This is a genomic window from Streptomyces sp. TS71-3, from assembly GCF_018327685.1.
Lineage (GTDB): Bacteria > Actinomycetota > Actinomycetes > Streptomycetales > Streptomycetaceae > Streptomyces.
Window position 1 is genome coordinate 2,409,971 of sequence record NZ_BNEL01000001.1, and the last position, 23,217, is coordinate 2,433,187.

The 23,217-nt window shown below is 74.0% G+C and carries 13 protein-coding genes and 1 pseudogene; 2 read left to right on the forward strand and 12 right to left on the reverse strand.

Translation table 11 applies throughout. The annotated features are described in order from the left end of the window. Nucleotides 1-34 precede the first annotated feature (34 nt). The 7 genes and pseudogenes from Sm713_RS40245 to Sm713_RS09870 all read right to left on the reverse strand — a co-directional run bounded on the left by Sm713_RS40245 (nucleotide 35) and on the right by Sm713_RS09870 (nucleotide 14,763). Nucleotides 35-4,345: a CDP-glycerol glycerophosphotransferase family protein gene (locus Sm713_RS40245; protein ID WP_249416196.1), complete on the reverse strand. Its 4,311-nt coding sequence runs from the start codon at nucleotides 4,343-4,345 to the stop codon at nucleotides 35-37. A 248-nt stretch (nucleotides 4,346-4,593) separates the two neighbouring features. Then, nucleotides 4,594-7,569, reverse strand: coding sequence for a hypothetical protein (locus Sm713_RS40250; RefSeq protein WP_249416197.1), 2,976 nt, complete (start codon nucleotides 7,567-7,569; stop codon nucleotides 4,594-4,596). Beyond that, the gene (locus Sm713_RS09855) at nucleotides 7,566-10,070 is read right to left on the reverse strand and encodes a CDP-glycerol glycerophosphotransferase family protein (protein ID WP_212909254.1); all 2,505 of its coding nucleotides are present in this window, start codon (nucleotides 10,068-10,070) and stop codon (nucleotides 7,566-7,568) included. The genes Sm713_RS40250 and Sm713_RS09855 overlap by 4 nt, the downstream gene beginning before the upstream one ends. A 2-nt stretch (nucleotides 10,071-10,072) precedes the next feature. Next, a complete protein-coding gene (locus Sm713_RS09860; protein WP_212909255.1) occupies nucleotides 10,073-13,126 on the reverse strand; it encodes a CDP-glycerol glycerophosphotransferase family protein in 3,054 nt (1,017 codons plus the stop codon). Between the two features lie 308 nt (nucleotides 13,127-13,434). Beyond that, nucleotides 13,435-13,932, reverse strand: a complete 498-nt coding sequence (locus Sm713_RS40255; RefSeq protein WP_249416198.1) for a methyltransferase domain-containing protein — start codon at nucleotides 13,930-13,932, stop codon at nucleotides 13,435-13,437. Between the two features lie 113 nt (nucleotides 13,933-14,045). Further along, nucleotides 14,046-14,210, reverse strand: a pseudogene (locus Sm713_RS41440) (ubiquinone biosynthesis protein UbiE); the annotation flags it as partial. A gap of 58 nt (nucleotides 14,211-14,268) precedes the next feature. Beyond that, nucleotides 14,269-14,763 (reverse strand): MarR family winged helix-turn-helix transcriptional regulator, encoded by a 495-nt coding sequence (locus Sm713_RS09870; protein WP_212909256.1) that lies wholly within the window; start codon nucleotides 14,761-14,763, stop codon nucleotides 14,269-14,271. Nucleotides 14,764-14,821: 58 nt separating this feature from the next. Between Sm713_RS09870 and Sm713_RS09875 the strand changes: the two genes are divergently transcribed. After that, complete coding sequence (locus Sm713_RS09875) at nucleotides 14,822-15,625, forward strand: SDR family NAD(P)-dependent oxidoreductase (RefSeq protein WP_212909257.1); 804 nt, start codon at nucleotides 14,822-14,824, stop codon at nucleotides 15,623-15,625. 161 nt (nucleotides 15,626-15,786) lie between these two features. On the opposite strand, the gene Sm713_RS09880 is transcribed toward Sm713_RS09875, so the two are convergent. The 5 genes from Sm713_RS09880 to Sm713_RS09900 all read right to left on the reverse strand — a co-directional run bounded on the left by Sm713_RS09880 (nucleotide 15,787) and on the right by Sm713_RS09900 (nucleotide 21,148). Continuing rightward, on the reverse strand, nucleotides 15,787-16,746 hold the full coding sequence (locus tag Sm713_RS09880) for a PhzF family phenazine biosynthesis protein (RefSeq protein WP_212909258.1): 960 nt from the start codon (nucleotides 16,744-16,746) through the stop codon (nucleotides 15,787-15,789). Next, entirely contained in the window at nucleotides 16,743-17,177 is a 435-nt protein-coding gene (locus Sm713_RS41630; protein WP_212909259.1) for a hypothetical protein, read from the reverse strand. The genes Sm713_RS09880 and Sm713_RS41630 overlap by 4 nt, the downstream gene beginning before the upstream one ends. A 189-nt stretch (nucleotides 17,178-17,366) precedes the next feature. Then, nucleotides 17,367-18,209: a carbohydrate ABC transporter permease gene (locus Sm713_RS09890; RefSeq protein WP_249416549.1), complete on the reverse strand. Its 843-nt coding sequence runs from the start codon at nucleotides 18,207-18,209 to the stop codon at nucleotides 17,367-17,369. A gap of 146 nt (nucleotides 18,210-18,355) precedes the next feature. Next, entirely contained in the window at nucleotides 18,356-19,729 is a 1,374-nt protein-coding gene (locus Sm713_RS09895; RefSeq protein ID WP_212909260.1) for a carbohydrate ABC transporter permease, read from the reverse strand. Nucleotides 19,730-19,735: 6 nt separating this feature from the next. After that, on the reverse strand, nucleotides 19,736-21,148 hold the full coding sequence (locus Sm713_RS09900) for an ABC transporter substrate-binding protein (protein WP_374196040.1): 1,413 nt from the start codon (nucleotides 21,146-21,148) through the stop codon (nucleotides 19,736-19,738). A gap of 923 nt (nucleotides 21,149-22,071) precedes the next feature. Between Sm713_RS09900 and Sm713_RS09905 the strand changes: the two genes are divergently transcribed. After that, the gene (locus tag Sm713_RS09905; RefSeq protein ID WP_212909262.1) at nucleotides 22,072-22,920 is read left to right on the forward strand and encodes a hypothetical protein; all 849 of its coding nucleotides are present in this window, start codon (nucleotides 22,072-22,074) and stop codon (nucleotides 22,918-22,920) included. Nucleotides 22,921-23,217: the final 297 nt, after the last annotated feature.

Here is a 23,217-nt window from a genome sequence, read left to right on the forward strand (position 1 = left end):
CGTAGGGCACCTGTGTCGCACCTCGTGGCTGCCCTCAGCGCATCAGCCGGTCCGCGACCCGGGCCGCCGCTTGGCCGTCGTCCAGGTCGCAGTAGGCGTCACGGAACGCGGCGTACGCGTCGGCGTGGCGTTCGGTGAGGGCGTCCAGGTCGCGCAGTGCCGTCAGGACCTCGTCCGTGGAGGTGAGCAGGGGGCCGGGCGCGCGGGTCTCGAAGTCCAGCGTGAAGCCGCGCACCGTGTCCCGGTAGTGCTCCAGGTCGTAGGTGTGGAACAGCATCGGACGGCCCGTGTGCGCGAAGTCGAACATCAGCGACGAGTAGTCCGTGACCAGGACGTCCGCGATCAGCAGCAGCTCCCCGGCGTGCGGGTGGCGGGTGACGTCGTGGACGAACGGGGCGCGCGCCCCGGGCAGCCGGCCCGACGCCAGCGGGTGCCTGCGCACCAGCAGCACGTGGTCCTCGCCGAGCGCGCGCTCCGCGGCGTGGAAGTCGAAGGCCGGCTCGTAGCCGTAACGGAACACCGCCTCACCGCCGGTCCGGGCGCCGTGCTCCGGGCCGTGCACGCCCTCCGCGTACGCGCCTTTCGTGTAGGGGCCTTGCGTGTACGGGCTTTGCGTGTAGGGGCCTTGCGTGTACGGGCTTTGCGTGTAGGGGCTTTGCGTGGACGGGCTTTGCGTGGACGGGCCTTGCCTGTACGAGTCTTGCGCGTACGCGCTGTCCGCGGGGCCGGCGGAACCGTCCGGTCCGCCGGTGTCCAGCCACCCGTAGTGGTCCCGGTACGTCGGCGCGTACAGCACCACCCGCCGTCCCGGCTCGATGCCCAGCGCCGTCCGCACCCGCTCGGCGGTCTTCTCCCGGTCCGGCGAGAAGAGGACGTCGTTGCGCGGTGAACCCGCCTGGAGCAGCTCGCCGTCGTAGCCGAGCGCGCCGCAGAGCCGGCTGATCGCGAACCGGTTGGGGGCGACCAGCACGCTCCACTGCGCCGCCAGGCGCGGCAGCGCCTCGATGTGCGCGTGGTCCGCGTACCGGCTGCCCGCGAGGTCGGCACCGATCCGCTTGAGCGGGACGCCGTGCCAGGTCTGGACGACCGTCTGGCCGTCCCGGCGCTCGAACCACTCCGGCAGGTGCTCCGAGGCGATGATCCGGCGGCACCGCGCCAGCGCCTCGTACCAGTCGGAGCCGTGCTCCGGCACGGCGCGCGCCGCGGGCGGCACCTGCTCCCGCGGGTCCCGGGTGACCCACAGGTGCTCGACATCGGTCCCGCGCCGCACCAGCTCCTCGTGCACCGCGCGCAGCGAGTCGTCGGCGCGGCCCGCGGTGTAGAGCACCGCCTCCCGCAGCGGTTCCTCGCGCTGCCGCGGGTAGTGCGCGGTACGCAGCCGGTGCCGGGCGTACGGGCCCCGTTCGGCCGCGGGCAGCACCGGACCCGCCTCCACGACGAGGTGGTCGCCCTGCGCGCGGTACACCGCGCACGGCCGGTTCCGGCAGGTGCGGTGGGCCGGGAGTGCCGCGGCCAGCGGGGCGAGGACGCGCAGGGGGTACTCGGCGGGTCCGGTGGCCGGGGGTGCGTCGGGGGCCGTGCCCGGTTCCGGCGCCTGCTCCGGTGCCGACTCCGGGTCCGGTTCCGGCCCCGGAGCCGGTGTCTGCTTCGGCGCCCGCTCGCGTACGTACGCGTACCAGTGGCCCTCGCCCAGCAGGTCCCCGCCGGGGTCCAGCGTTGCCGAGAAGCGCTCGCCGTGGGCCGGGGGTGTGGGTGTGGGCGGGGTCGACGGTGCCTGTGCTCCGGTCGTGAGCAGTTCGCGCGGTCCGGGCGCGGGCGGGCCGGCTGTGGGGGGTTCGGGATCGGCGCTGGCCTTGGGTTCCGGATCTGGTTCCGTTTCCGATTGCGCCTCGGCCTCCGTACCGTCCGGAACGGTCTCCCTGGGGGCGCTCCCCGAATCGACTGCCCCAGGGAGCACGTCGGGGGCCGCGCCCTGCGGCACCCTCACCAGAGGCACCGTCACCTCCTCGTCGAGCACGGCGTGCCGGAGCACCAGCTCCGCGTCCGGGACCCCGGACGGGGTGCCGGACGCGGAGGCGGCATCCCGACCGGCCTCCGCACCCGGCCCGCCGCCCGGCCCGCCGCCCGTGCCGGCCCCCGCCGACGCCGTCCCGCTGATCGTCAGCGTGCCGTCGTCCGCCCAGAGGACCGTGTCGGCGATCGGGCGGCGGGTCAGCTCGATCCGGAGCAGCCCGCGGTCGTCCGCCGTGGCGACCAGCTCGCGGCCGTCGCCCAGGGCGTACCGTCCGGGCGGGAGGCCGGGCACGGCGGCCGGAGCGGCCAGGCCGCCGTCCGCCATGACCAGGTCGGCCCGCCAGACCTCCGCGCACGGCGGCGGCACCTCCTTGGGGGCGCGGTGCACCGGCGCCGGCACGGTCGCCAGCTGGGCGAGCGGGACCCGTAGGCGGAAACGGCCGTCCTCAGGGGTGAGCGGTGCCTCGATCAGCATTCCGCTTCCGGTTCCGTCCGGGCCCTCGGGGCGGGACAGCCGGAGCGCCTGGACGCCATCGTCGAAGACCCGCCCGGCGAACACCACGTCATCTCCCTCGCGGTGGTGGGCCTCGACGCGGACCGGGTGGGCGACGATGCTCAGCGTCAGGCCGCCCGCGTCCCAGCCCAGTTCGAGACGGAGCCGCCCGGCGTCGCGCCTGCTGACCGGCCCGGCGCTGGGGATGTCGTCCAGATCGCGCACGATCCACTGCGCGGCCGCGGCGCCCGCGGGGCGGACGGGGGCGTGGCGCACGGTCCCGTGCGCGGCGATCAGCACGCCCAGCGACCAGACGCCGGGCCGCCAGCGGCCCGCGGCCCTGAGCTTCGACGGGTCCACGGACATCTCGAAGCCGGCCTGGTCGTAGCAGTGCAGCCGCTGCCCGGACTCGGCCGTGGCGGCCGGGTCGGGAACGGTTCTTGTGGGCACCAGCCGGACCCGCGGCACGCCCCGCAGCCCCTGCCCGCCCGGCACGCTCCGGATCCCCGGCAGACCCTGGTCCCGTACCGAGACGAGGACGCCCGTCCTGACGGACCGGTTGGGCTTGGCGGCTTCGAGGTTGCGGATGTAGGCGTAGCCCCTGATGACGATGCGCCCGTCGCCGTCCCAGGTGATCTCGCGGGCCCGCGCGACCCCGTCCAGTTCGGCCCGTGCCAGCCGGGTCACCGTCTCGCCGGCCTCCTCGGACCCGTGGGCCACGCTGCCCGGTTGTCCCTGGACCTGCCCCGAACCGGACGCCGTCCCCGCCCCGCTCGTCCCGCTCGCCGCGCGCCCGCCCCCCGCGCCGGCCAGCGGGAAGGACGCGTGCCGCAGGAGCCGGCCGCGGATCTGGAACGCGGTGTCGTCGCCGGGGCCCGACGTGAGCAGCTCCAGCAGCTCGGACAGCCGCCGCTCGCGCACCAGGTACCACTTCACGCGCAGCCCGGCGGGCAGGCTGTCGAGCGCCGCGGGCGCCGCGCGGGCCACGAACTCCGGCGCCGCCGCGAGGAACGCCTCCCGGTACGCGCGCCCGGCCGACGGCAGCGCCTCCAGGAACGGCACGAGGTCGCCCCGCAGGCAGGACGCGTCGTACGCCTCCCGGTGCGCGGGCTGCTGCACGGCGAGGAAGCGGCTGATGTGCTCGCACGCCGCGATCCGGTCCCGTACCGCCTTCGCGTCGGCGTGCCGCGCGGCGCCCGCGCCCTGCCCCGCCCGCTGGTACGAGACGTGCTCCCGGAGCAGGTCGACGGACCCGGCGAGGAAGTGCGCCGGGATCGTCACCCGGGTCGACGCGTACTGCCTGCCCTCGGGGAACGAGAGCGCGTGCCGGTCCCAGAACGCGCGGCGGAACACCTTGTTCCGGGCGGTGCGGTCCGCGAGCAGCCGGGGGGTGCGGGTGATGTGGGTACGTGCCCGGCTCTCGGTGAGCCAGTGGTACCCGGGCTCCTGGCGGCGGCCGTGCTTGCCGAGCTGCCAGACGTTGCCGACCGCGAAGGCCGAGCCGGTGGTGTCCAGGCTGGCGATCAGGCGGTCGTAGGCGTCGTGGGGGATGACGTCGTTCCCGTCGGCGAAGGCCAGGAAGTCGACGGTGCGGGGGGTCTCGCGCACGCCGCGGTTGCGCGCGGCGCTCACTCCGGTGTGCTTCTTGCGCACCAGGCGGAAGCGCGGGTCACGGGCGGCGAACTCCTCCGCGACCCGCGCGCTGTCGTCGGTGGAACCGTCGTCGACGAGCACCGCCTCGAAGCACGACAGGGTCTGCCCGGCGATCGACTCCAGGCACTCCGTCAGGTACTCCGCTGCGTTGTGGATCGACACGACGACGCTGAGACGCGGCTGCACGGCACGACCTTTCGTAGGCCGACCGACGGCTGCCGGCGGCAACGGGAACGCACTTGTCCCCTTTGCCCAATAACGTCACTTTCTTTGCCTTGATTCACTCGCAGGGGTGATTTTCCGGGTGGCTCACGGCGTGGTTCCCCGCATCCGGCGGGGAGTCAGTCGTGCCCCGTCCCGCGCCGGCTCAGGCACCCCTTCCGCCCAGGCACCCTTCCGCTCACGCACCCCTTCCGCTCACGCACCCCTTCCGGTCAGGCCCCCCTTCCGCACAGGTGCGCCGCCGCCTGCTGCGGGGCGCGGGCGAAGCGGAAGCGGGTGCGGTCCCAGGCGCCGGTCAGGTTCTGCCAGAACCGCTGTCTCGTCAGCGGGGCGCGGACCGAGTCGGCCAGCTCCGCCAGCGGCCCGCAGCCCAGCGCCTTCCGGGCCGCCTCCAGCCGGACCGGCGCCACGCCCGCGTACCGCAGGTCCGCGTCCGGCGGCGAGTCCACCGCCCAGTCCGCGAAGATCCACTCGTTGCGGAGGAACTTCTCGTGGCCCGGCCAGGCCCACCGCTCCAGCGCCAGGTGCGCACCGATCGGGCTGGCCAGGCCCCAGGCATCGTTCACGTACGCGTCGAGCGGCACGGCCGCGCCGGTGACGCCGAGGTGACGGCCCACCATGACCACGTGGTACGGCGCGTCGGAGCGCATCGGGGCGGTGTGCAGCTGCCGGCGGTCGTCGAAGTAGAGCAGGGCCGGCGGCTTGCCGTGCACCGCCGCGGCCAGCATCGCGTTCGCGTGCGGCAGCCGGGGCCAGTGCCGTACCCAGGTGGCGGTGCGCACGGGGTTGTGGTCGTGCGTGTAGCGCACGTCCGAGCTGCGCACGTTGAACGTCCCCGGGGACGAGTTCAGGTCGTACGGCTGCCGCAGCGGGCTCATCGCGGCCGCCGCCCACACCAGCAGCAGCCCGCCCGCCGCGGCGGTCCCGCGGGTGGCGGGCACCACCAGCACCGGCAGCAGCAGGAGCAGCAGCGCGGGCAGGATCATCCGGGCGTGCATGTAGTCGCCGCCCACCCGCACCACGTACAGCGCGAGGAGCAGCGCGGCGACGGGCGGAGTGAGGAAGACGGCGAGAGGGGTGGCACCCACCGGCGCCTTGGGGCGGACGCCGGCGGCTCCGGCCCACGGGTGCTCCGGGGCCCGGCCGCCCCACGGGAACCACGAGCGCCGGACGCCGCCGGGCCGCGCGCCCGGCCCGTCCCCGGCCTCACGCCCGGCCACCACCCACGCCCGCCGGCCCGGTACGGCCCCGCTCTCGATCGCGGCGTGCACGCGCCACTCGCCGGTGTCTCCGTCCTCGTCCCCGTTCCCGTTCGCGTTCCCCTTCCCGTTCGCGTCCCTCTCGTCCTCGTCCTCGTCGTCTCTGTCTCTGTCCCTGTCCCTGTCCCTGTCCCTGTCCCTGTCTTCGATCCCGTCCCTGGCCTCGTCCCTGTCCCTGTCCGTGTCCGCGGGTCCCCGCCCCCGCCCCCGCCTCCGGCCACGGTTCCGGGCGCCGCGGTCGCCCGCGGCCCGTTCCCCGGCCATCGCCCGCGCACGCCAGCCGGGCGCCGTCCAGCCGCCCGCCGCCGGCCGCTCGTGCCGCGCGCCCAGCAGCAGATGGACCGCGGCCACCACGAGCACCGCGAGTGCGGGCCAGAGCCAGTAGGGGCCAAGCGTCTCCTGCACGTAGCGCGCGCCCCGGCCCCAGTCGCTTGCGCCGGCCTCCTTGGCGATGGCGGGAAGCGGCAGCAGGACGCCGTAGTAGCCCGCGCGGAAGACCTCGTACGCCGCCGGGAGCAGCGCCGCCGCGCTCAGCAGCCGCGTCGTGCGCGCCGGCGTGGGCCGCAGCACCCACCACTGGGCGGTGAGGAAACAGACCGTCACCACCGCCAGATCCGGCCTGACCAGCCAGCCGAGACCGAACACGAAGGCCGTCGCCGTCTGCGCCCGCGCCCGCTGCCCGCGCCGGGTGCGCACCAGCAGCCACCAGGAGAGTCCCGTCCAGAACGTGCCGAGCCCGCTCTCCAGACCGGAGGTCATGTACGACCAGACCGGCGGCACCGCGAGCAGGGCGAGGACGCCCGCGGGCAGCAGGACGGGGGTACGGGGGCGGGGGAACGCGTCCCGGTTCCTGCGGCGCCGGGCGCGCGGGGCGCCGCGGCGGGCACCGGGTGCGGGACGCCCGGCGCGGGGTGCGGGGCGCTCCGTGCCGGGGCGGTGGGAGCGGCGCGATCCGGGGGCGGCGCCGCCCGCGCGGCGGGAGGCGGAGACCATGCGCCGGGGATCCGACGCCTCGGGCCAGGTCTCCGATGCCCTGCGGCGGCGGTCACCTGCCTCCCGTGGCTCCCGTGGCTCCCGTGCGTCCCGTGCGTCCTGTGCTTCCCGGCGCCGGTCCGGTCCTCGGCGTTGCCGGTCCGGCTCCTCGTACGGCTGGTCCGACTCCCCGTGCCGCCAGTCCCGTTCTTCGAGCCGCTGATCCGGCCCCTCGTGTGGCCAGCCCGGCTCCTCGTACGGCCAGTCCCGTTCCTCGCGCCGCTGATCCGGCTCCTCGTACGGCCAGTCCCGTTCCTCGCGTCGCCGGTCCGGCCCCTCGTGCGGCCAGTCGGAGCCCTCCGGACGCCGTTCCGCGTGCCGCCGGTCGTCTCCTTCACGCCGCCGGTCCGACTCCGCGCGCCGCCGGTCCGCGCGCCGCCTGCCCCGCCCCTTGCGCCGTGCGCCCGGCCCCGCGCGCCGGGCATCCGCGTCCGCCGCGAACCAGGAGTCCGGTGCCGGTGGCGGGGAGGCCCGGTACGCGGCGCTCGCCGCGTACGCGCGGCACGTTCCGCACAGCGCCAGCACGTATCCGGCGGTGCTCAGGGTGAGGCCCAGGGCGACCGCGAGGAACGCGGGGTCGGCGTGGGTGAGCCAGGTGGCCAGCGTCAGCAGCCACTGCCAGATCGCGCCGGTCGAGCTCTCCGCGCGCTCCCCGGCGTTGAACACCGGCCCGTGCCCCGCCAGCACCTGGCGCACCGGCCGGAGGTAGATCAGGCCGTCGTCGCAGATCCAGCGCCTGCGGTAGCCGAGCACGGCGAGGGCCGCGACCGGCACGGTGACCACCCCGGCCGTCCACCAGCGCGCCGCGGCCAGGCGGCGCCGGGCCGGTGCGGGCGGGGCGGGCGGCCGGGCGGGACCCGGCCGGTTCCGGGTGACCTCACCCGTCTGCCCGCTCACCGGTCGCCCGCCCCGGAGACCGCGTCACCGAGCGGCGCGGCGCCGGCGCCGTCCACACCCGGCGCACCGGACACATCCGTTCCGTCCGCCGCCGGCGCGCCCGGCATGACCGTCCCGTCCGGATCCGGCGCGCCGGAAGCCGTCTGCCCGCGGGAAGCCGTCCGTTCGCCGGAAGCCGTCTGCCCGCCGGAAGCCGACCGACCGCCGGAAGCATCCGCCCCCGCCGTGCCCCCCAGAGCCGCCGAATCCACGTCCGCCCCCGAGGCCCCCGCCATCGGCGTGACCGTCATCGGCGCCCCCGGCACCAGGAACGACCCCCTGCCGCGGGCGGGCTCGGGCTCCCCGAGCAGTACCTGGCGCACGACCCGTTCCGCGGCCCGCCCGTCCTCGTACTCGCAGAAGCGGTCCCGGAACGCCGCGCGCCGCCGCGCCGACTCCGCGTCGCGCCACGCGCCCGTCGCGAACAGCTCCGCCAGCTCCTCCACCGTGTACGTCACATGGCCGGGCGGCTCGGCGGTGACGTCGAAGTAGGCGCCCCGCACCGCCCGGTAGGCGGCCCAGTCGTCGGCGTGCACGACCACCGGGCGGTCCAGCAGCACGTAGTCGAACATCAGCGCCGAATAGTCGGTGACCAGCGCGTCCGAGGCGAGCATCAGGTCCTCGACGGACGGCTCCTCGGTGGCGTCCACGAGGAGCCCGCGGCGTTGCAGGTCGCGCGGGACCATGGCGCGCGCCGGATGGTCGGCGAGGGACGGGTGGAGCCGGAGCACCAGACGCCGTTCCGGGCCGAGGGCCGCCGCGAGCCTCTCCAGGTCGAGCCGCTCGACGTACCGGCCGCGCCGGTAGTCGCGCGGGGTCGGCGCGTACAGCACCACCTGAGCGCCGTCCGGGATCCCGAGGCGCCGGCGGACGGCGGCGGCGCGGGCGTCGTCGCCGCGCACCAGCACGTCGTTGCGGGGGCTGCCGGAGCGCAGCGAGCGGTAGTGGCAGGGGTAGGCGCGCTGCCAGACCTCCTCGGCGTACCGGCCCGCGGTCAGGCTGACGTCCCAGCGGTCGGCGCGCCGCAGCATCGCGCGCACGTCGAAGCCGTACCGCGCGCCCGGCCGGTCCAGCAGGTCGAGCGCCATGTACTTGAGCGGGGTGCCGAGATGGGTCTGGACGTGCACGGCACCGGGCCGTTTGACCAGGCTGCCGGGCCAGTTGACGTTGTTCACCCAGTACGTGGCGCGGGCCATCACGTCGTAGTAGCGCCGGGAGCCGACGGTGACCCGCTCCACGTCCGCCGGCAGCCGCTCCGCCGCCTCCGGGTGCACCACCCACACGCCGCGTACCTGCGGGGCGAGCTCACGGGCGCGCGCGTAGATCGCCGCGGGATCGCCCGACATGCCCTGGTGGTGGCCCGACGCGTACACCGCGAGCCGGGGGTCGAGCGGGCGGCGCAGCCGCTGCGCGTACCAGCGGCCGGCGGCGCGCGCGGTCAGCGCCTCGCGGACGCGGCGCGGGCCGTCCTGGAGCACCGCGCCCCGGGCGGCGTTCAGGCGGTGCAGCGCCCGGTAGGCGGAGAACGGGGCGTTCGCCAGCAGCCGCATCTCGGCGCCGCGCAGCCCGCCCGGCAGGGGGAAGCGCGGGGGCCGCGTCCGGCGGTGGAAGTCCGCGGCCTGCGCCCAGAACTCCTCGCGGTCCTCCGCCGTGACCCGCTCCGGCCTGCCCAGCGTGAACAGCATGTGGTCCAGCGCCCGCTCGAACAGCAGCGGCCGGGACCAGGCCAGCTCGGGCCTCGCGTCCACCTCGGCGAAGAGCCGGTCGTACTGCGCGAAGATGTCGAAGTGCTTGCGGCCCGGGGTGCGGGTGATCGCGCCCTGCCGCCGCTGCCGGTACTCCACGCCGACCCGGTCCAGGCAGGCGATGCGCTCCGCGGTGACCATCGCCCGGTACGTCACCGGCGCGTCCTCGTAGAGGCCGGGCGCGTAGGCGAAGTCGTGCGCCAGGTAGAAGTCGCGGCGGTACGCCTTGTTCCAGGCGACCAGGAACAGCTTCAGGTACTCCGGGTTCGACCGGATCCGCAGGGTGTCCGTGCCGGCCTGCTCCAGCAGGTCCGCGGAGGCGCTGCGCCCGCTGGTGCCCCACCAGTGGGTGCGGACGTGGTCGAAGCAGAGGATGTCGGGGTCGCCGGTGGCGGCGAGCCGGTCGTCGGCGGCGGCGAGGAGGCCGGGCGTGTAGGCGTCGTCGCTGTCGAGGAAGAGCACGTAGTCGCCGGTGGCGTGCGGCATGCCGGCGTTGCGGGCGCGGCCGAGGCCGACGTTCTCCGGCAGGTGCAGCACCTTGAGACGCGGCTCGCGGGCGGCGTACTCGTCGAGGATGGTGCCGCAGCCGTCCGGCGAGCGGTCGTCGACGGCGATCACCTCCACGTCCGTGAACGACTGGCCCAGCACCGAGTCCAGGCAGGCGCGCAGATACCCCTGGACCTTGAAGACGGGGACGATGACGCTGAAACGGGGCACGGTCAGCTCTTCTCCGGGGTGGGGGCGGGTTCGTTGGCCGCGGGGGCGGGGCCCTTGGCGGCGGAGGCGGGGCTCTCGGGCGCCGGGCTCCGGGTGGCGGGGGCCTCCGGTGCGGGGGCGCGGCCTTCCGCGGGCGAGGCCCCTCGCGCCCGGGCGGGCCTCTCCGGCGGGGTGGCGGCGGCGCCCGCGGGGCGGCGGGCGGACGCGGCATCGGACGCGGTGCTGGGCCCGGCATCGGATGCGGCGCCGGGCCTGGCACCGGATGCGGCGCCGGGCGGGAGGACGGACGGGGTGGCCGGCCGGGCCGCGGGCGCCGGGGTGCGCTCGGCGAGCGGGACGATCGGCGGCAGTACCTCGGGCGGCTCGCCCAGCAGCACCCGGCGGACCACGCGCTCCGCGGCCCTGCCGTCGTCGAAGGCGCAGAACCGCTCCCGGAACCGCCCGCGCAGCTCCGCCGAGCGCGGCCCCGCCCACGAACCGTTCCGGAAGGCCTCCGCCAGCCCGGCCGCGGTCGTCGCCACCGGGCCCGGTGGGCACTCCATCAGGTCGAACGTCGTGCCGCGGGCCTCCCGGTAGACGTCCCAGTCGTCCGCGTAGACCACGATCGGGCGGTCCAGGTTGGCGTAGTCGAACATGATCGACGAGTAGTCCGTGACCAGCGCGTCCGCCGCTAGGCAGACCTCCTCGGCGCTGCGGTGCGCGGTCACGTCGATGACCCGGCCGCCGAACCGGCGGCGGGTGCCGTCCTCGTAGAAGTAGTGCGCGCGCAGCAGGACCACGAACTCCTCGCCCGCCGCGGCGCAGAACGCGTCCAGGTCGAGGTGGGCGTGGAAGGCGCTCCGGTAGTCGCGGTGCGTGGGCGCGTAGAGGATCGCCGTGCGGTCCTCGGGCACGCCGAGACGGCGGCGGATCCGGGCGACGTCCGCGGCCGTCGCGCTCTGGAAGACGTCGTTGCGCGGGTAGCCGTACTCCAGCGTCTCGTACTCCGCGGGGAACTCCCGTTCCCAGACCTCGGTGGAGTGCCGGTTCGAGGAGAGGTTGAAGTCCCAGCGGTCCACCCGGGCGAGCAGCCCCCCGAAGCTGCCGCTCTGCGAGGCGACGACCGGGTACTCGGCCTGCTCGACGCCCATCTTCTTGAGCGGGGTGCCGTGCTGGGTCTGGAGATGGACGGTGCCGGGGCGCTTGACGACGGCGCCCGCGAAGTTGGCGTTGTTGACCAGGTACTTGGCGCGGGCCAGCAGGTCCCAGGCGCCTGTCGAGCCCAGCACCGCGTACTCGACGCCCTCCGGCATCCGCTCCGCCGCCTCCTCGGTCACCAGGAAGACGGAGCGGATGCCCGGGGCGAGGCGCTGCGCTGCGGCGTGCACGGCCGCCGGGTTGCAGAGGTAGCCGCGGCCCCAGTAGGCGCAGTACACGGCGAGGTTCTCGTCGACCGGGCGGCGCAGGGCGGCACGGTAGAGGGCGAGGTGGCGGGGGTGGCGGGCGCGCACCCGGGCCACGGAGGACACGGCGCCCCGGGCGGCGCGCCGGGCACTCTGGCGCGCCCCGCGCAGCGCCGTGAACGACCGGTAGGCGCCGGTGGACAGCAGCAGGTGCTGCACGCCGAACGGCCCCATCGGCGGGTGGAAGCCGATCGGCCGGTGCCGCCGGTACAGCTGGCCGGCCCGGTCGAAGAACACCTGCCCGGCACCGTCGGGCAGCAGCACGGGCGCGGCAGCGGCGGTCCGCAGGACCTGGGCCATCAGCGCGGCGAAGAGGGCGTGCAGGCGCGCGGCGGGGAGCGGGCGGGGCACGCCGTGGGCGTGGGCATGGGCGTGGGCGCTGTGCGGGTCGCGGGGGCTTGCGGGGGTGGAGGCGGGCGCGCTGGGGCTTTCGGGGGCGCTTGTGCTTGGGCTGTTGGGGTCGGGGGTGCCGGCGCTGATGCTTCCGGGGCTTCCAGGGCTTCCGGGGCTTCCGGGGCTTCCAGGGCTTCCAGGGCTTGAGGGAATGGGCTTGCCCGCGCTGGTGCTTTCGGGGGCGCGGCTGCTCGTGCTCGGGCGGTTGGGAGCCGGGTCGCTCGCCTCGGGGCTCTCGGCGGGGCGGTTGCTCGCGCCGGGGCCGGGGCTCTCGGGGGCGGCCCCGTGCCCGTGCGGCCCCGTCGTGGTGCCCTGGCGGGCGCGGGTGAGGACCAGGTCCACGTGGTCGAGCAGGTCGAAGTGGTGCTCGCCGGGCTCCCGCAGCCGGCTGCCCTGACGGCGCACCAGATGCCGTACGCACACCCGCGGCAGCACGGCGACCCGCTGCGCCGCGAGCATTTCCAGGCCGCCCCATCCGACGTCCGTGTAGGCCCCGGCGGGGAAGGCGAGGCCGTGCGCGGTGACGAACGCGCGGCGGTGCGCGGCGCTCCACGCGGGCAGCTCGGCACCGGTCAGCCAGGGCGCGTCCGCCGCCTGAGCCGGCGCGAAGGCACCGTCCGGCGCCCCCGGGAACGGGTCCTCGGCCGGCAGCGCCCCCTTCCACCAGTGCACCCGCTCGTGCCCGAGGCAGAGCACGTCCACGTCGCCCACCTCGCGCAGCCGTACCGCGACGGCGTCCAGCGCGCCCGGGGCGAGGGCGTCGTCACCGTCCAGGAAGAGCAGGTAGTCGCCGCGGGCGGCGGTGATCCCGGTGTTCCGCGCCCCGCTCAGCCCGGCCTCCGGCGGCGACCACACCGGGCGCACCCGCGGATCGTCGTGCGCGTACCGGTCGGCGATCCCGGCGTCGAGCGAGTCCGGGGCGGCGCAGACCGGGATCACCTCGATTGCCGGGCCGTCACCGATTGCCGGGCCGTCACCGATTGCCGGGGCGCCACCTCCGGCGCGGGCGGAGGCCGAGGCCGGGCCGCTCCCCGGTGTCCCGCCGCCGGGGGAGGACGGTGTCCCGGTGCCGCCGGGGGACTGGCGGAGCACCGAGTCCAGGGCCTGCGACAGGCGGCCCGCGACGCCGTGCGCGGGGACGATGACGCTGAAGCGGGGCGCGGGGCCGGCGCTGGTCGGGGGCGTGACGACGGGTTCGGAACGCGGGATGGACTCGGACATACGTCATATTGTGACCATATGTGACGTGTCGGGCCCGGGGTTACGCCGATCGTGGAAGAGGCGCGGTGAGCGGAGCCGGGGGGGACGGGGAGCGGAGCCGGGGGGACGGGGGTGGCGTCGGGGCGGAGCGGCGAAGCCGCGAACCGCTCCCGCGGCTCGCGGTCGCCGGGCTTGGCGGCCAGGGCTCGGTTGGCCCCGGCCACGACTCCGTCAGGACCCGCCTGCGTCCCGCCTGCGCCCCGCTACGCCCCGCCTGGGACCCGACTACGCCCCGACTACGCCCCGCCTACGCCTCGGCCACGACCCGCCTATGACTCGGCCACGATGACGTAGAACGTCACCGCCGCGAGGAAGGGCCCGGTGCGCAGGTGGTCCAGCCACCGTCCGGCCGCTTCCTCGGTGAGGTATCCGCCGGCCGTGGCGCGCCGCGTGGTGCGCTCCAGTCCGAGGATCTTGTCGGCGGCCTGGGTGCCCCGGAACACGGGGGTGATCGGGATGACCGTAGGCACCGCGAATCCGGCGTCCGTCGCCAGGCGTGGGAGCTGCCTGCCGATGCGGGCGTTGCGGATGACCTCGTCCGTGACGTACCGGGTGTAGGCGCGCGAGAGGTCGCTGTCCGGGTGGTCGACGGCCAGGGTGTCCCAGTCCGGCTCGCCGATGACGAGTCGCCCGCCGGGTCGTAGCGCGCGGTGGATCTCCCGGAGCGCTCGGGCGGGATCGGCGACGTGTTGCAGTACCCGGTCGGTGCGGGCGCGGTCCGCGGTGCCGTCCGCCAGCGGCAGGTCGTGGACGTCGCCGAGCCCCACCTCGACTCGGTGCCGGTCGGCGGTGCGCTCCCTGGCGGCGTCGACCGCGCCTGGTCGTGGTCGAACCCGATCACCCTGCCTGTCGCCGTGACGGTCTCGGCGAGCGAAGCGAGATCGGTGCCGGGGCCGCAGCCGAGGTCGAGCACGGTCTGGCCCGGGCGAACGTCGAGTTCGTCGAGCATGCGCCGCTTGTAGGAGCGGCCGAGGTCGGTCGCGGCGACCCGGTCGAGGTAGGCGAACGGGTCGGGGGTGGCGGTCTCGAACACTGGTGATGACATGGCAGGCAGTCAATCAACCCCGGCAGGCCGGCGGGGTCCTGGCGGTGAGTCCCCGGAGTCAATCGTCCTGAGTGTCCGGGGCGCTGGCTCGGGCCTGTGGCGGCTGTGCGGTCTCCCGGGTGCCGGCGGCGATCTCGTGGACCGTCTCCCAGAATCCGCTGCCGCCGGACGCGGCGGTGAGCCGCAGCAGCGTGCGGCGGACCGCTCGGGCGTGCGCCGGGCGTGCGGCGGCCAAGGCGGAGTCGCCCTGGGGCGTGACGGCGATGAGCTGCTGCCGGCCGGTCCCTGGTTCGCGTCGCAGGAGGCCCCGTTCGGCCATGCGGGTCAGCTGGCGGGAGAGGCGGGCGCGCTTCCAGCCGAGCATGGCGCCCAGTTCGTGCTGGGGCATGCGTCCCCCGCCGTTCTCGATGACGCGGGACAGGATGGAGAAGTCGGCCACCGAGATGCCCGCGGCCTGGCGGATCTCCTCCCCGATGGCCTCAAGCACGGTCTCGTGAGCGCGCTTCCAGGCGGTCCAGTGCGCTGTCTCGGCCGGGTCGAGGGGGCGGGTCATGGCTCCCAGCCTACGCAACGAGTTGCCATGTAAACATTCGGGTGGCAGCCTTGTTTACATGACAACATCAAGCGTGGCGGCAACGTCAGGAGGGTCATCCGTTCTGATCACCGGCGGCAGCTCGGGCATCGGCCTCGGCCTGGCCCGGCGCTACCACGCGGCCGGGCACCGCGTCATGATCACCGGACGCGACCCCGAGCGGCTCGCGTCGGTGGCGGGCCGCGTGCCCGGCATCGAGAGCTTCGCCAACGACATCGGAGCCCCGCGGAGCCGCCGGCGCCTCGCCGACCACGTCCGGCAGGTCATGCCCGAGCTGGACGTGCTGATCAACAACGCCGGGATCCAGCGGCGGGTGGGCATCGCCTCGGACCGCTCCGGCTGGGCCGAGGCGCAGAACGAGATCGACGTCCTGCTGGCCGCGCCGGTCCACCTCGGGCGGCTGCTCACCCCGCTGATGCTCGCCCACGGCCGCCCCAGCGTGCTGGTCAACGTCACCTCGGGCGGAGCGTTCTTCCCCCAGCCCTTCGCCCCCGTCTACAGCGCCGCCAAGGCAGCCCTGCACAGCTACACCGTCAACCAGCGCCACGCGCTCAAGGCCACCTCGTGCCGGGTGGTGGAGCTGATCCCGCCGGCCGTGGCCACCGGCCTCGCCGGTCCCGGCCAGGCGCACGGCGCCGACCCGGACGAGTTCTGCGACGCCGTCTTCCCCTTGCTGGACGGCTCGCACGCGGCGGTCGGCTTCGGGCCGACCGCGTCCCCCGGCTTCGCCGAGCAGCAGGCCGCCCAGCAGCGCACGTTCGACGAGATGTCCACGCGGTTCGCGGTGCCGGTCTACCGGGCCGACGGCACGGTGGGGGTGTGAGGCGCCGGCCGTCTCACCGAGGCCCGGGCCGGCCGCGCCGGCCTGCTCGCTTGCCTCGTCGAGGCCGCCGACCATGTGCTGGTCATGGCGTACGAGAGTTCGTGGCCGCCGAGGGGCCCGCCGCGGCCCGTGACCGCGGCGGGCCCCGCAAGGGCTGCCCCTCAGCCGATCGCCACCGCCGTGCCGCTCACCCGCACTCGGGGGTCCCCGGCGCGCAGCTCCACCGTCAGCGTGGACGGGCGGCCGAGGTCGTGGCCCTGGTGGAGGGTGAGGCGGGCGTCCGGGCCGACAAGGCCGAGGTCGCGCAGGTAGGCGCCGAAGGCCGCGGCGGCCGCGCCCGTGGCCGGGTCCTCCACCACGCCGCCCACCGGGAACGGGTCCCGGACGTGGAAGACCGTCTCCGACTCGCGCCAGACGAGCTGCACGGTCGTCAGGTCAAGGCGGTGCATCAGGGCCGCGAGGCGGTCGAAGCCGTAGGCGAGGTCGGCGAGGCGGGCGCGGCTCGCGGCGGCCAGGACGAGGTGGCGGGCGCCCGCGTACGCGATGCGCGGGGGCAGGGCGGCGTCCAGCTCGTCGCGGCGCCAGTCCAGGGCGGCCAGGGCCTCGGCGACGTCGTCGTCCGCGGCGTCGGTGACGTGCGGCTCGACGCTGGTCAGCGTGGCGAACGGGGCGGTACCCGCGGAGCCGGCCGTGACGGACACCGGTACGGGGCCCGCCTGGGTCCTGAAGAGCACCTCGCCCGGGCCGATCCGCTCGGCGAGCGCGACGGCCGACGCGACGGTGGCGTGACCGCAGAACGACACCTCGGCCTTCGGGCTGAAGTACCGCACGGTGAACGCCCGCGCGCCCCCGCCGTCCTCCGCCTGAGACGCGCCCTCCGCCGGCGCCGCCCCCGGCTCCTGCGGCGCCGCCGTCAGGAACGCCGTCTCCGAGTAGCCGACCTCCGCGGCCACGGCGAGCATCGCGGCGTCGTCGAGACCGCTCGCGTCGAGCACGACGCCCGCGGGGTTGCCCCCGGCCGGGTCGTCGGAGAAGGCGGTGTACCGCAGGACATCGGACGGCAGGGCGCCCGCTTCGGGGGCGCTCGCGGCAGGGGTGGCGGTGGTCCGGGTCGTCGTCATGTGGACGGCAACGCGGCCTCGCGGGCCGGTTGTTCCCCGGCCCGCGGGCCGGATCCCCGGGGCAGGTGGCCTGCCGCGACCGGAGCGGCAAAGGACAAGCCGCTACCGTGGGTTGCATGGTTGTCCGGCCGGAAATCACCCAGAGTGATCTGCGCACAAGGTCCACGGAGATCCTGGAAGCCCTGGAGGGCGGTCAGGCCTTCACCGTCATCCGCGATGGGCACCGTATCGGCGAGCTCATCCCGATTGGTCGCCCTGGTCGCCGTCGCTTCGTTCCCCGCAGCGAGTTCGTCTCCACGTCCCGCGCCGCCGCCTCTTTCTCCCTGGATGCCTTCCGAGCCGATCAGAACACCGCCGTCGAGCAGGAGCCGCCGGCACGCTTCGACGACCTCCTGACCGTCGTCCCCGGCACCCGCCCCAAGGTGCTCCACGACCGTGAGCCGCTGCGCCTGCCGCAGTCACGGCAGTCCCCAAGCGGCCGCCGAGCGGATGTGCCCGTGGACGTCTCCGGCACGGAAACCCCAAGCGGGTCTCCGGCACGGAAACCCCAAGCGGGGCGGACCGTCACCGATCCACCCCGCCGGGTCCGCGTGGGGCCGGGAACCGGGCCCGCCGCGGGGCTACTTCACCGCACCCGCCATCACGCCGGACACGAACTGCCGCTGGAACGCGAAGAACACCGCCAGCGGGATGACCATCGAGATGAACGCGCCCGGTGCCAGGACGTCCACGTTGTTGCCGAACTGGCGGACCTGCGTCTGGAGGGCCACCGTGATCGGCTGGCTGTCCGAGTTGGAGAAGATCAGCGCGACCAGCATGTCGTTCCAGACCCACAGGAACTGGAAGATGCCCAGCGACGCGATCGCCGGGCCGCCGAGCGGCATCACGACCCGGAAGAACAGCCGGATCTCACCCGCGCCGTCCAGCCGGGCCGCCTCCAGCAGCTCCTTCGGGATCTCCGCGAAGAAGTTCCGCAGCAGGAAGACCGCGAACGGCAGTCCGAAGCCGACATGGAAGAGGATCACGCCGACCAGCGACCCGAAGATGCCGATCGCGCCGAACAGCTTGGCGATCGGCAGCAGCGCCACCTGCACCGGCACCACCAGCAGGCCGACCACCGCGACGAACCACCAGTCGCGCCCCGGGAAGTCCATCCAGGCGAACGCGTAGCCCGCCAGGGATCCGATCACCACGACCAGCAGGGTCGCCGGCACGGTGATGAGGAGGGAGTTCACCAGGGAGTCGGTGATGACGGAGTTCTCCAGCAGGTTCCGGTAGCTGTCGAAGGTGAGCTTCGACGGCGCGCTGAAGACCGTCCACCAGCCGCTCTGCGCCATGTCCACCGGGTTGCGCAGGGAGGACAGCAGCAGCCCGATCGTCGGCATCAGCCAGAACAGGCCGACGACGATCAGGAAGACCTGGACCACGCCCCCGCTGAGGCGCTCCGAGACCCGCGCGCCCAGCGACCGTCTCGCCCCCGCCGGACCCCTCGCCGGACCGGCCGCACCGGACCTGCCGGTGCCGGCCGCACCCTTCGAGGCGCCCCGCGCGCGCGAGGTGGACACCGGCCCGCCCGCGACCGCGCCCCCCGCGGCCTCACTCGACGTGCTCACCGCCGCACCTCCCGCCTGAGCCTGCGAATGTTGAACAGCATCACCGGCACCACCAGCAACAGCAGGAGGATCGCGATGGCGCTGGCGACGCCCGGACGGTCGTCCGCGAAGGCCGAGCGGTAGAGCTGGAGGGCGAGCACGTTCGCGTCGTCCTGGGACGAGCCGGGCGCGATGATGAAGACCAGGTCGAAGATCTTCAGGACGTTGATCATCAACGTGACCAGCACCACCGCGAGCACCGGCGCCAGCAGCGGCACCGTCACCCGCCGGAAGACCTGCCACTCGTTCGCGCCGTCGACCCGCGCGGCCTCCAGCAGCTCCCTGGGCATCCCGGCGAGGCCCGCCGCGATCAGCACCATCGCGAAACCGGCCCACATCCACACGTACGACCCGATGATCGCGGGCGTCGCGAGCGCCGGGCCGAGCCATTCGAGGCCGTTGTACGGCTCGCGGAAGTTCGACGCGGGCAGCCTGAGTCGCGCCCCGTCCGCCTTCGCCGACAGTGTGAACGTCCCGTCGTCCGCCGCCTTCACGGACTCCACGACCTTGCCGCCCTTGACCGCCTCGATCGTCATCCCGGGGTAGCCCAGCTCGGCCGCGTCCACGCCGCCCCGCGTGCCCACGCCCTTGCCGCGGGTGAAGTCCTGCCAGGTCGTCCCGGTGATCTTGCCGGGTGCCGCCGGGGCCGCCTTGGCGTGCGCCGCGTCGCCGGGCATGCTCTCGGGAGCCACGCCGACCAGCGGCAGCGCCACCCGCTGCCCGGTGTGCACCGGGTCCTTGCTGATGAACGCGCCGCCGCCCGCGGGCCGCAGCGGCGACTGCTGCCCCGGGTGCGCCTTCGGGAACGCCGACGACTTGGCGAACGTGTCGTGCACGCCCACCCACACCGCGTTGGCGGCACCCAGCTCCGGGTCCTGCTCGTACACCAGCCGGAAGATGATCCCCGCGGCCAGCATCGAGATCGCCATGGGCATGAAGACGATCAGCTTGAACGCCGTGCCCCAGCGCACCCGTTCCGTCAGCACCGCGAAGACCAGCCCGAGCGCGGTCGCCACCAGGGGCGCCACCGCCACCCAGATCGCGGTGTTCTTGATCGCGGTGAGGATGCCGTCGTCGGTGAACAGCTCCTTGTAGTTGTCGAACCACACGAACGACGTCCCCGACTGGCCCAGGAAACTGCGGACCAGCGAGTATCCGATCGGGTAGACCACGAGCGCGCCCAGCAGCACCAGCGCCGGCAGCAGGAAGAGCACCGCCACCGACAGCCGGGTGCCCCCGACACGCCCTCGTCTCCTGTCCGTCCTGTCCGTTGTCTTGTTCGCGGGAGGCGCCGCGCCCTTGTCGGCGCCTCCCACGGCAGCCGTCTTCATGACCCGTCAGTCCCCGAATGCCTTGGCGGCGTCGGCCTCCAGCTTGGCCTGCGTGCCCGCGACGTCCTTCGGGTTCTTCAGGAAGTCCTGGAGGTCCTTCCACTCGCCCTTGCCGGGCGTGCCGCCGAACGACTGGGGCGCCTGGTCGGACATGTCGTAGCGGAAGTCGTCACCGGCGTCGATCAGCGCCTTCGCCATCGAGCGCTGCTCCTCGTTCGGGTACGCCGCCAGGTCCACGCTCTTGTCCGGCGAGAGGAAGCCGCCCGCCTGGGCCCAGATGGTCGCCGCGTCCGGCGAGGCGAGGAACGTCGCGAGCGCCTGGGCGCCCTTGGAGTCCTTCAGCACCACGGCCGCGTCACCGCCGCTGACCACGGGGGCCTGCCGGCCGACCGCGGGGAACGGGAAGATCTTCGCGTCCGTGCCGATCTTCGCCTTGGCCTCCTGGACGTTGGCGCCGGCGAAGTCCGCCTCGAAGACCATGCCCGCCTTCGGCTGGTCGCCGCCCTGGAAGGTCTGCTCGACCGACTTCGGGAACTCCGTCTGCAACGCGCCGTTGGCACCGCCCGCGATGTAGTCCTGCTTGCTCCACATCTGCGCGAGCGTGGTCAGGGCCTGCTTGACGGACGGGTCCGTCCACTTGATCTTGTGCTGCGCGAGCTGGTCGTACTTCTCGGGGCCGGCCTGCGAGAGGTAGATGTTCTCGAACCAGTCGGTGAGCACCCAGCCGTCCGCGGCGCCGATCGACATCGGCGTGACGCCCGAGTCGTAGATGGTCTGCGCGGTGGCCAGCAGGTCCTTCCAGGTCTTCGGCTCCTTGGCGCCGGCGTTCTCGAAGACCTTGGTGTTGTACCAGACGAGGGACTTGTTGGCGGCCTTGAAGTACACGCCGTACTGCTTGCCCCCGACCTTGCCGATGTCCTGCCAGCCGGGCGAGTAGTTCTTCTTGAGCTCGGCCACGGCCTCGGGACCGAGCGGCTTCGCCCACTTCTTCTCCACGGCCTGCTGGATCGCGCCGACCTGCGGCAGCATCGCCACGTCCGGCGGCGAACCACCCGCGATCTTCGATCCGAGGAAGTTGATGATGGGGTCCTGGGCCGGCACGTACTTCACGGTGGCGCCGGTGCGCTTCTCGAACTCGGAGAGCACCTTCTTGAAGTTCGCGGCCTCCACCCCCGACCACACGGCCGAGACCTCCAGGCTCGTGCCGTTCAGCTTGGGCAGCTTGACGGTGTTCGCCGTCTTGGCGGCGCCACCACCGCCGTCGTCCTTGCCGGAGTCCCCACCCCCGTCGCCGCCCCCGCAGGCGCCAAGGGTGAGCACGAGCGCCCCCACGACCACGGCGGCCGCCCCCCGGGCGCCTCTACCGCCTCTGGACACCCGCTCGGCCACGTTGCCCGACTGACGAAGAGTCCTGCGCATCACGTCCCCGTTCTTCATGGTGCACGTCGCATCGCACGCTGGCACGATGCGCTGTTCGCTGTTCCGTGCGCACTGGTCTACTGCCGTGCGACAGACAGCGGCAAGGGCGCCAACGTGCCCGACTCACTGATCGTGACGGGGTCGTGATCTCTGGTGAGCCGGGGTTTTCCCGTAGGCCGTCGGGTTCCCGGCACCCCACCGGGCGTCCCTGCGGGGCCCGCGATCCACGGATCGCACGCGCCGACGGCCTGTCCGGGAGACGGGTCCCGTCCGCGGGGACGCACTCCGACAGAGGCAGGGTCGTTGTACGTCTCGCCCAGCAGGCGGGCGTGGTCGGGCGTGGAGCCATCGCGGGGAAGGATCGTGCCCCGCAGGCCGAGCCGCATGTGGGGTTCGGAGTGCCCGGCGATGAGGTTGTTGTGGAGCGGCCGGCGACGGGAACCCTGTGGAATCCCGGTCGCCCGTGGGCCTCGGTGCGTACCGCGTCACGTGCGCCTCGCGAGTCGTTGAGCTGGGGAAACGCCACTATGCGACCGCCAAGACACCTCCACGCGCCCCCGGCCCGGCGCGGACCGTCGAATACATGGCACACGGCGAACGTGCATGCGACGCAGACTGCGGACGAACCGAAACTCTTGACGATCTCCACGAAGCCGGCCCTGACGTGTGGCTGTGCGACGACTGCTGGAACGACCACCAGTACAACCACCTCATTCCGGAACGGCGGCCACGAGCCGACGACCGAGCCACGCCGCCCGTCGGAGAGCCGGGCGAAGCCGGGCGCAGCGACGCGGCATGACAGCGCCTGCGATGTGCGCACCACCTGTTCACCAGCGCTGAAGAGGGCCGAAACACGCCGCGTGATCTGACGGTCACAGGGGGAGTTATCCCCCGGTCACAGAACGGTGACGACGGGAGGGTGAATGGGGCGCAGGGACTACACCCAGATGCTCAATACGATTCAGCAGGCCATCAAGACGCTCGGAGGGACTGTTGAGACGCTGGGGGTGGACCTCAAGCGGGAGGTCTCCGAGCTCCGGCAGGACACCGAACGGCAACGGCGCGAGCTCTCTGCCGCGTCCACTACTGCATTCAGCGACCTGCAATCCGAAAACCGTGAGCTCCGAGAAGCGCTGCGCGCGGCGCAGAACGACATCGCAGCCGCCCGCCGCGAAGTACAGGCCATCCGCGCCGAGACCGAAGCAGCGCGCAGGGAAGCCGCCGAAGCACGCGTCGCAGAACAGGCCGCCGCGAGCGACGGCGAATCCGGCGGCACGCCACCCTCACCGCCGGCACCCACAGGTGAGGACAGCAACCATGGCGGCCACGACCTCGAGGAACTGCTCAACCTCGCAGCCGGAATCGCCTACGCCGAACTCATCTGCCACCGGGACACGTGGGCCTTCATCGTGGAACGGGCCATCGACGGCGAACACTTCCGGCTCCCGGCCGACATCGAAGAACACAGCGACGGCACCATGGAAGTGGACATCTCCGGCCGCACCGTCATCGCCATCATCGACGCCCTATGGAGCGTTCAGCGGCAGGCCGGGATCTCCCGCCCCACCCGCAACCTTGCGGGCCAGACCTACACGCGCATCGGAGACGCCCTGAAACGCGTTCACGCAGAACACGGCCGCGACGCCGGGGCCGTCCCTCGCATCGTCATCGACGACCGGCACCCGAAAACCCCCGATGAAGGCCAACCCGACGACAAGGCAGCCCCGCCGCCCGGCGACCCCGGTGAAGCCGCCCGCGGCGACGCGTCCTGACAATGCCCCCGCACCCCAAGGTGCGGGGGCTCACCGCGCTGGGCGAGAAAGCCGCAGGGCCGTGTCGTGGAGGGTGTGTTCTTGTTGGGGGCCGGCTCCGAGCTGGGGTCGTGCCTGTCAGGGGCGCGGGGAACTGTGCGAACAGTCCCACGGGCGGATGGTCGGGATGCGACGGAGGCGCCCGGTTGTGGGCGTTGGCGACCCGCGGGGTCGTGCCTGTCAGGGGCGCGGGGAACTGCGCGAACACCCCCGCCGGCAGGTGGTCGTGATACGGCAGAAGCACCCCATCGCGGCGGG

Excerpts from the sequence above, each read along its gene's own strand:
- Sm713_RS09860 (WP_212909255.1), bottom strand. The coding sequence starts at position 13,126 with ATGTCCGAGTCCATCCCGCGTTCCGAACCCGTCGTCACGCCCCCGACC.
- Sm713_RS09870 (WP_212909256.1), bottom strand. The coding sequence starts at position 14,763 with ATGACCCGCCCCCTCGACCCGGCCGAGACAGCGCACTGGACCGCCTGG.
- Sm713_RS09875 (WP_212909257.1), top strand. The coding sequence starts at position 14,822 with ATGACAACATCAAGCGTGGCGGCAACGTCAGGAGGGTCATCCGTTCTG.
- Sm713_RS09880 (WP_212909258.1), bottom strand. The coding sequence starts at position 16,746 with ATGACGACGACCCGGACCACCGCCACCCCTGCCGCGAGCGCCCCCGAA.
- Sm713_RS09895 (WP_212909260.1), bottom strand. The coding sequence starts at position 19,729 with ATGAAGACGGCTGCCGTGGGAGGCGCCGACAAGGGCGCGGCGCCTCCC.
- Sm713_RS09900 (WP_374196040.1), bottom strand. The coding sequence starts at position 21,148 with ATGCGCAGGACTCTTCGTCAGTCGGGCAACGTGGCCGAGCGGGTGTCC.
- Sm713_RS09905 (WP_212909262.1), top strand. The coding sequence starts at position 22,072 with ATGGGGCGCAGGGACTACACCCAGATGCTCAATACGATTCAGCAGGCC.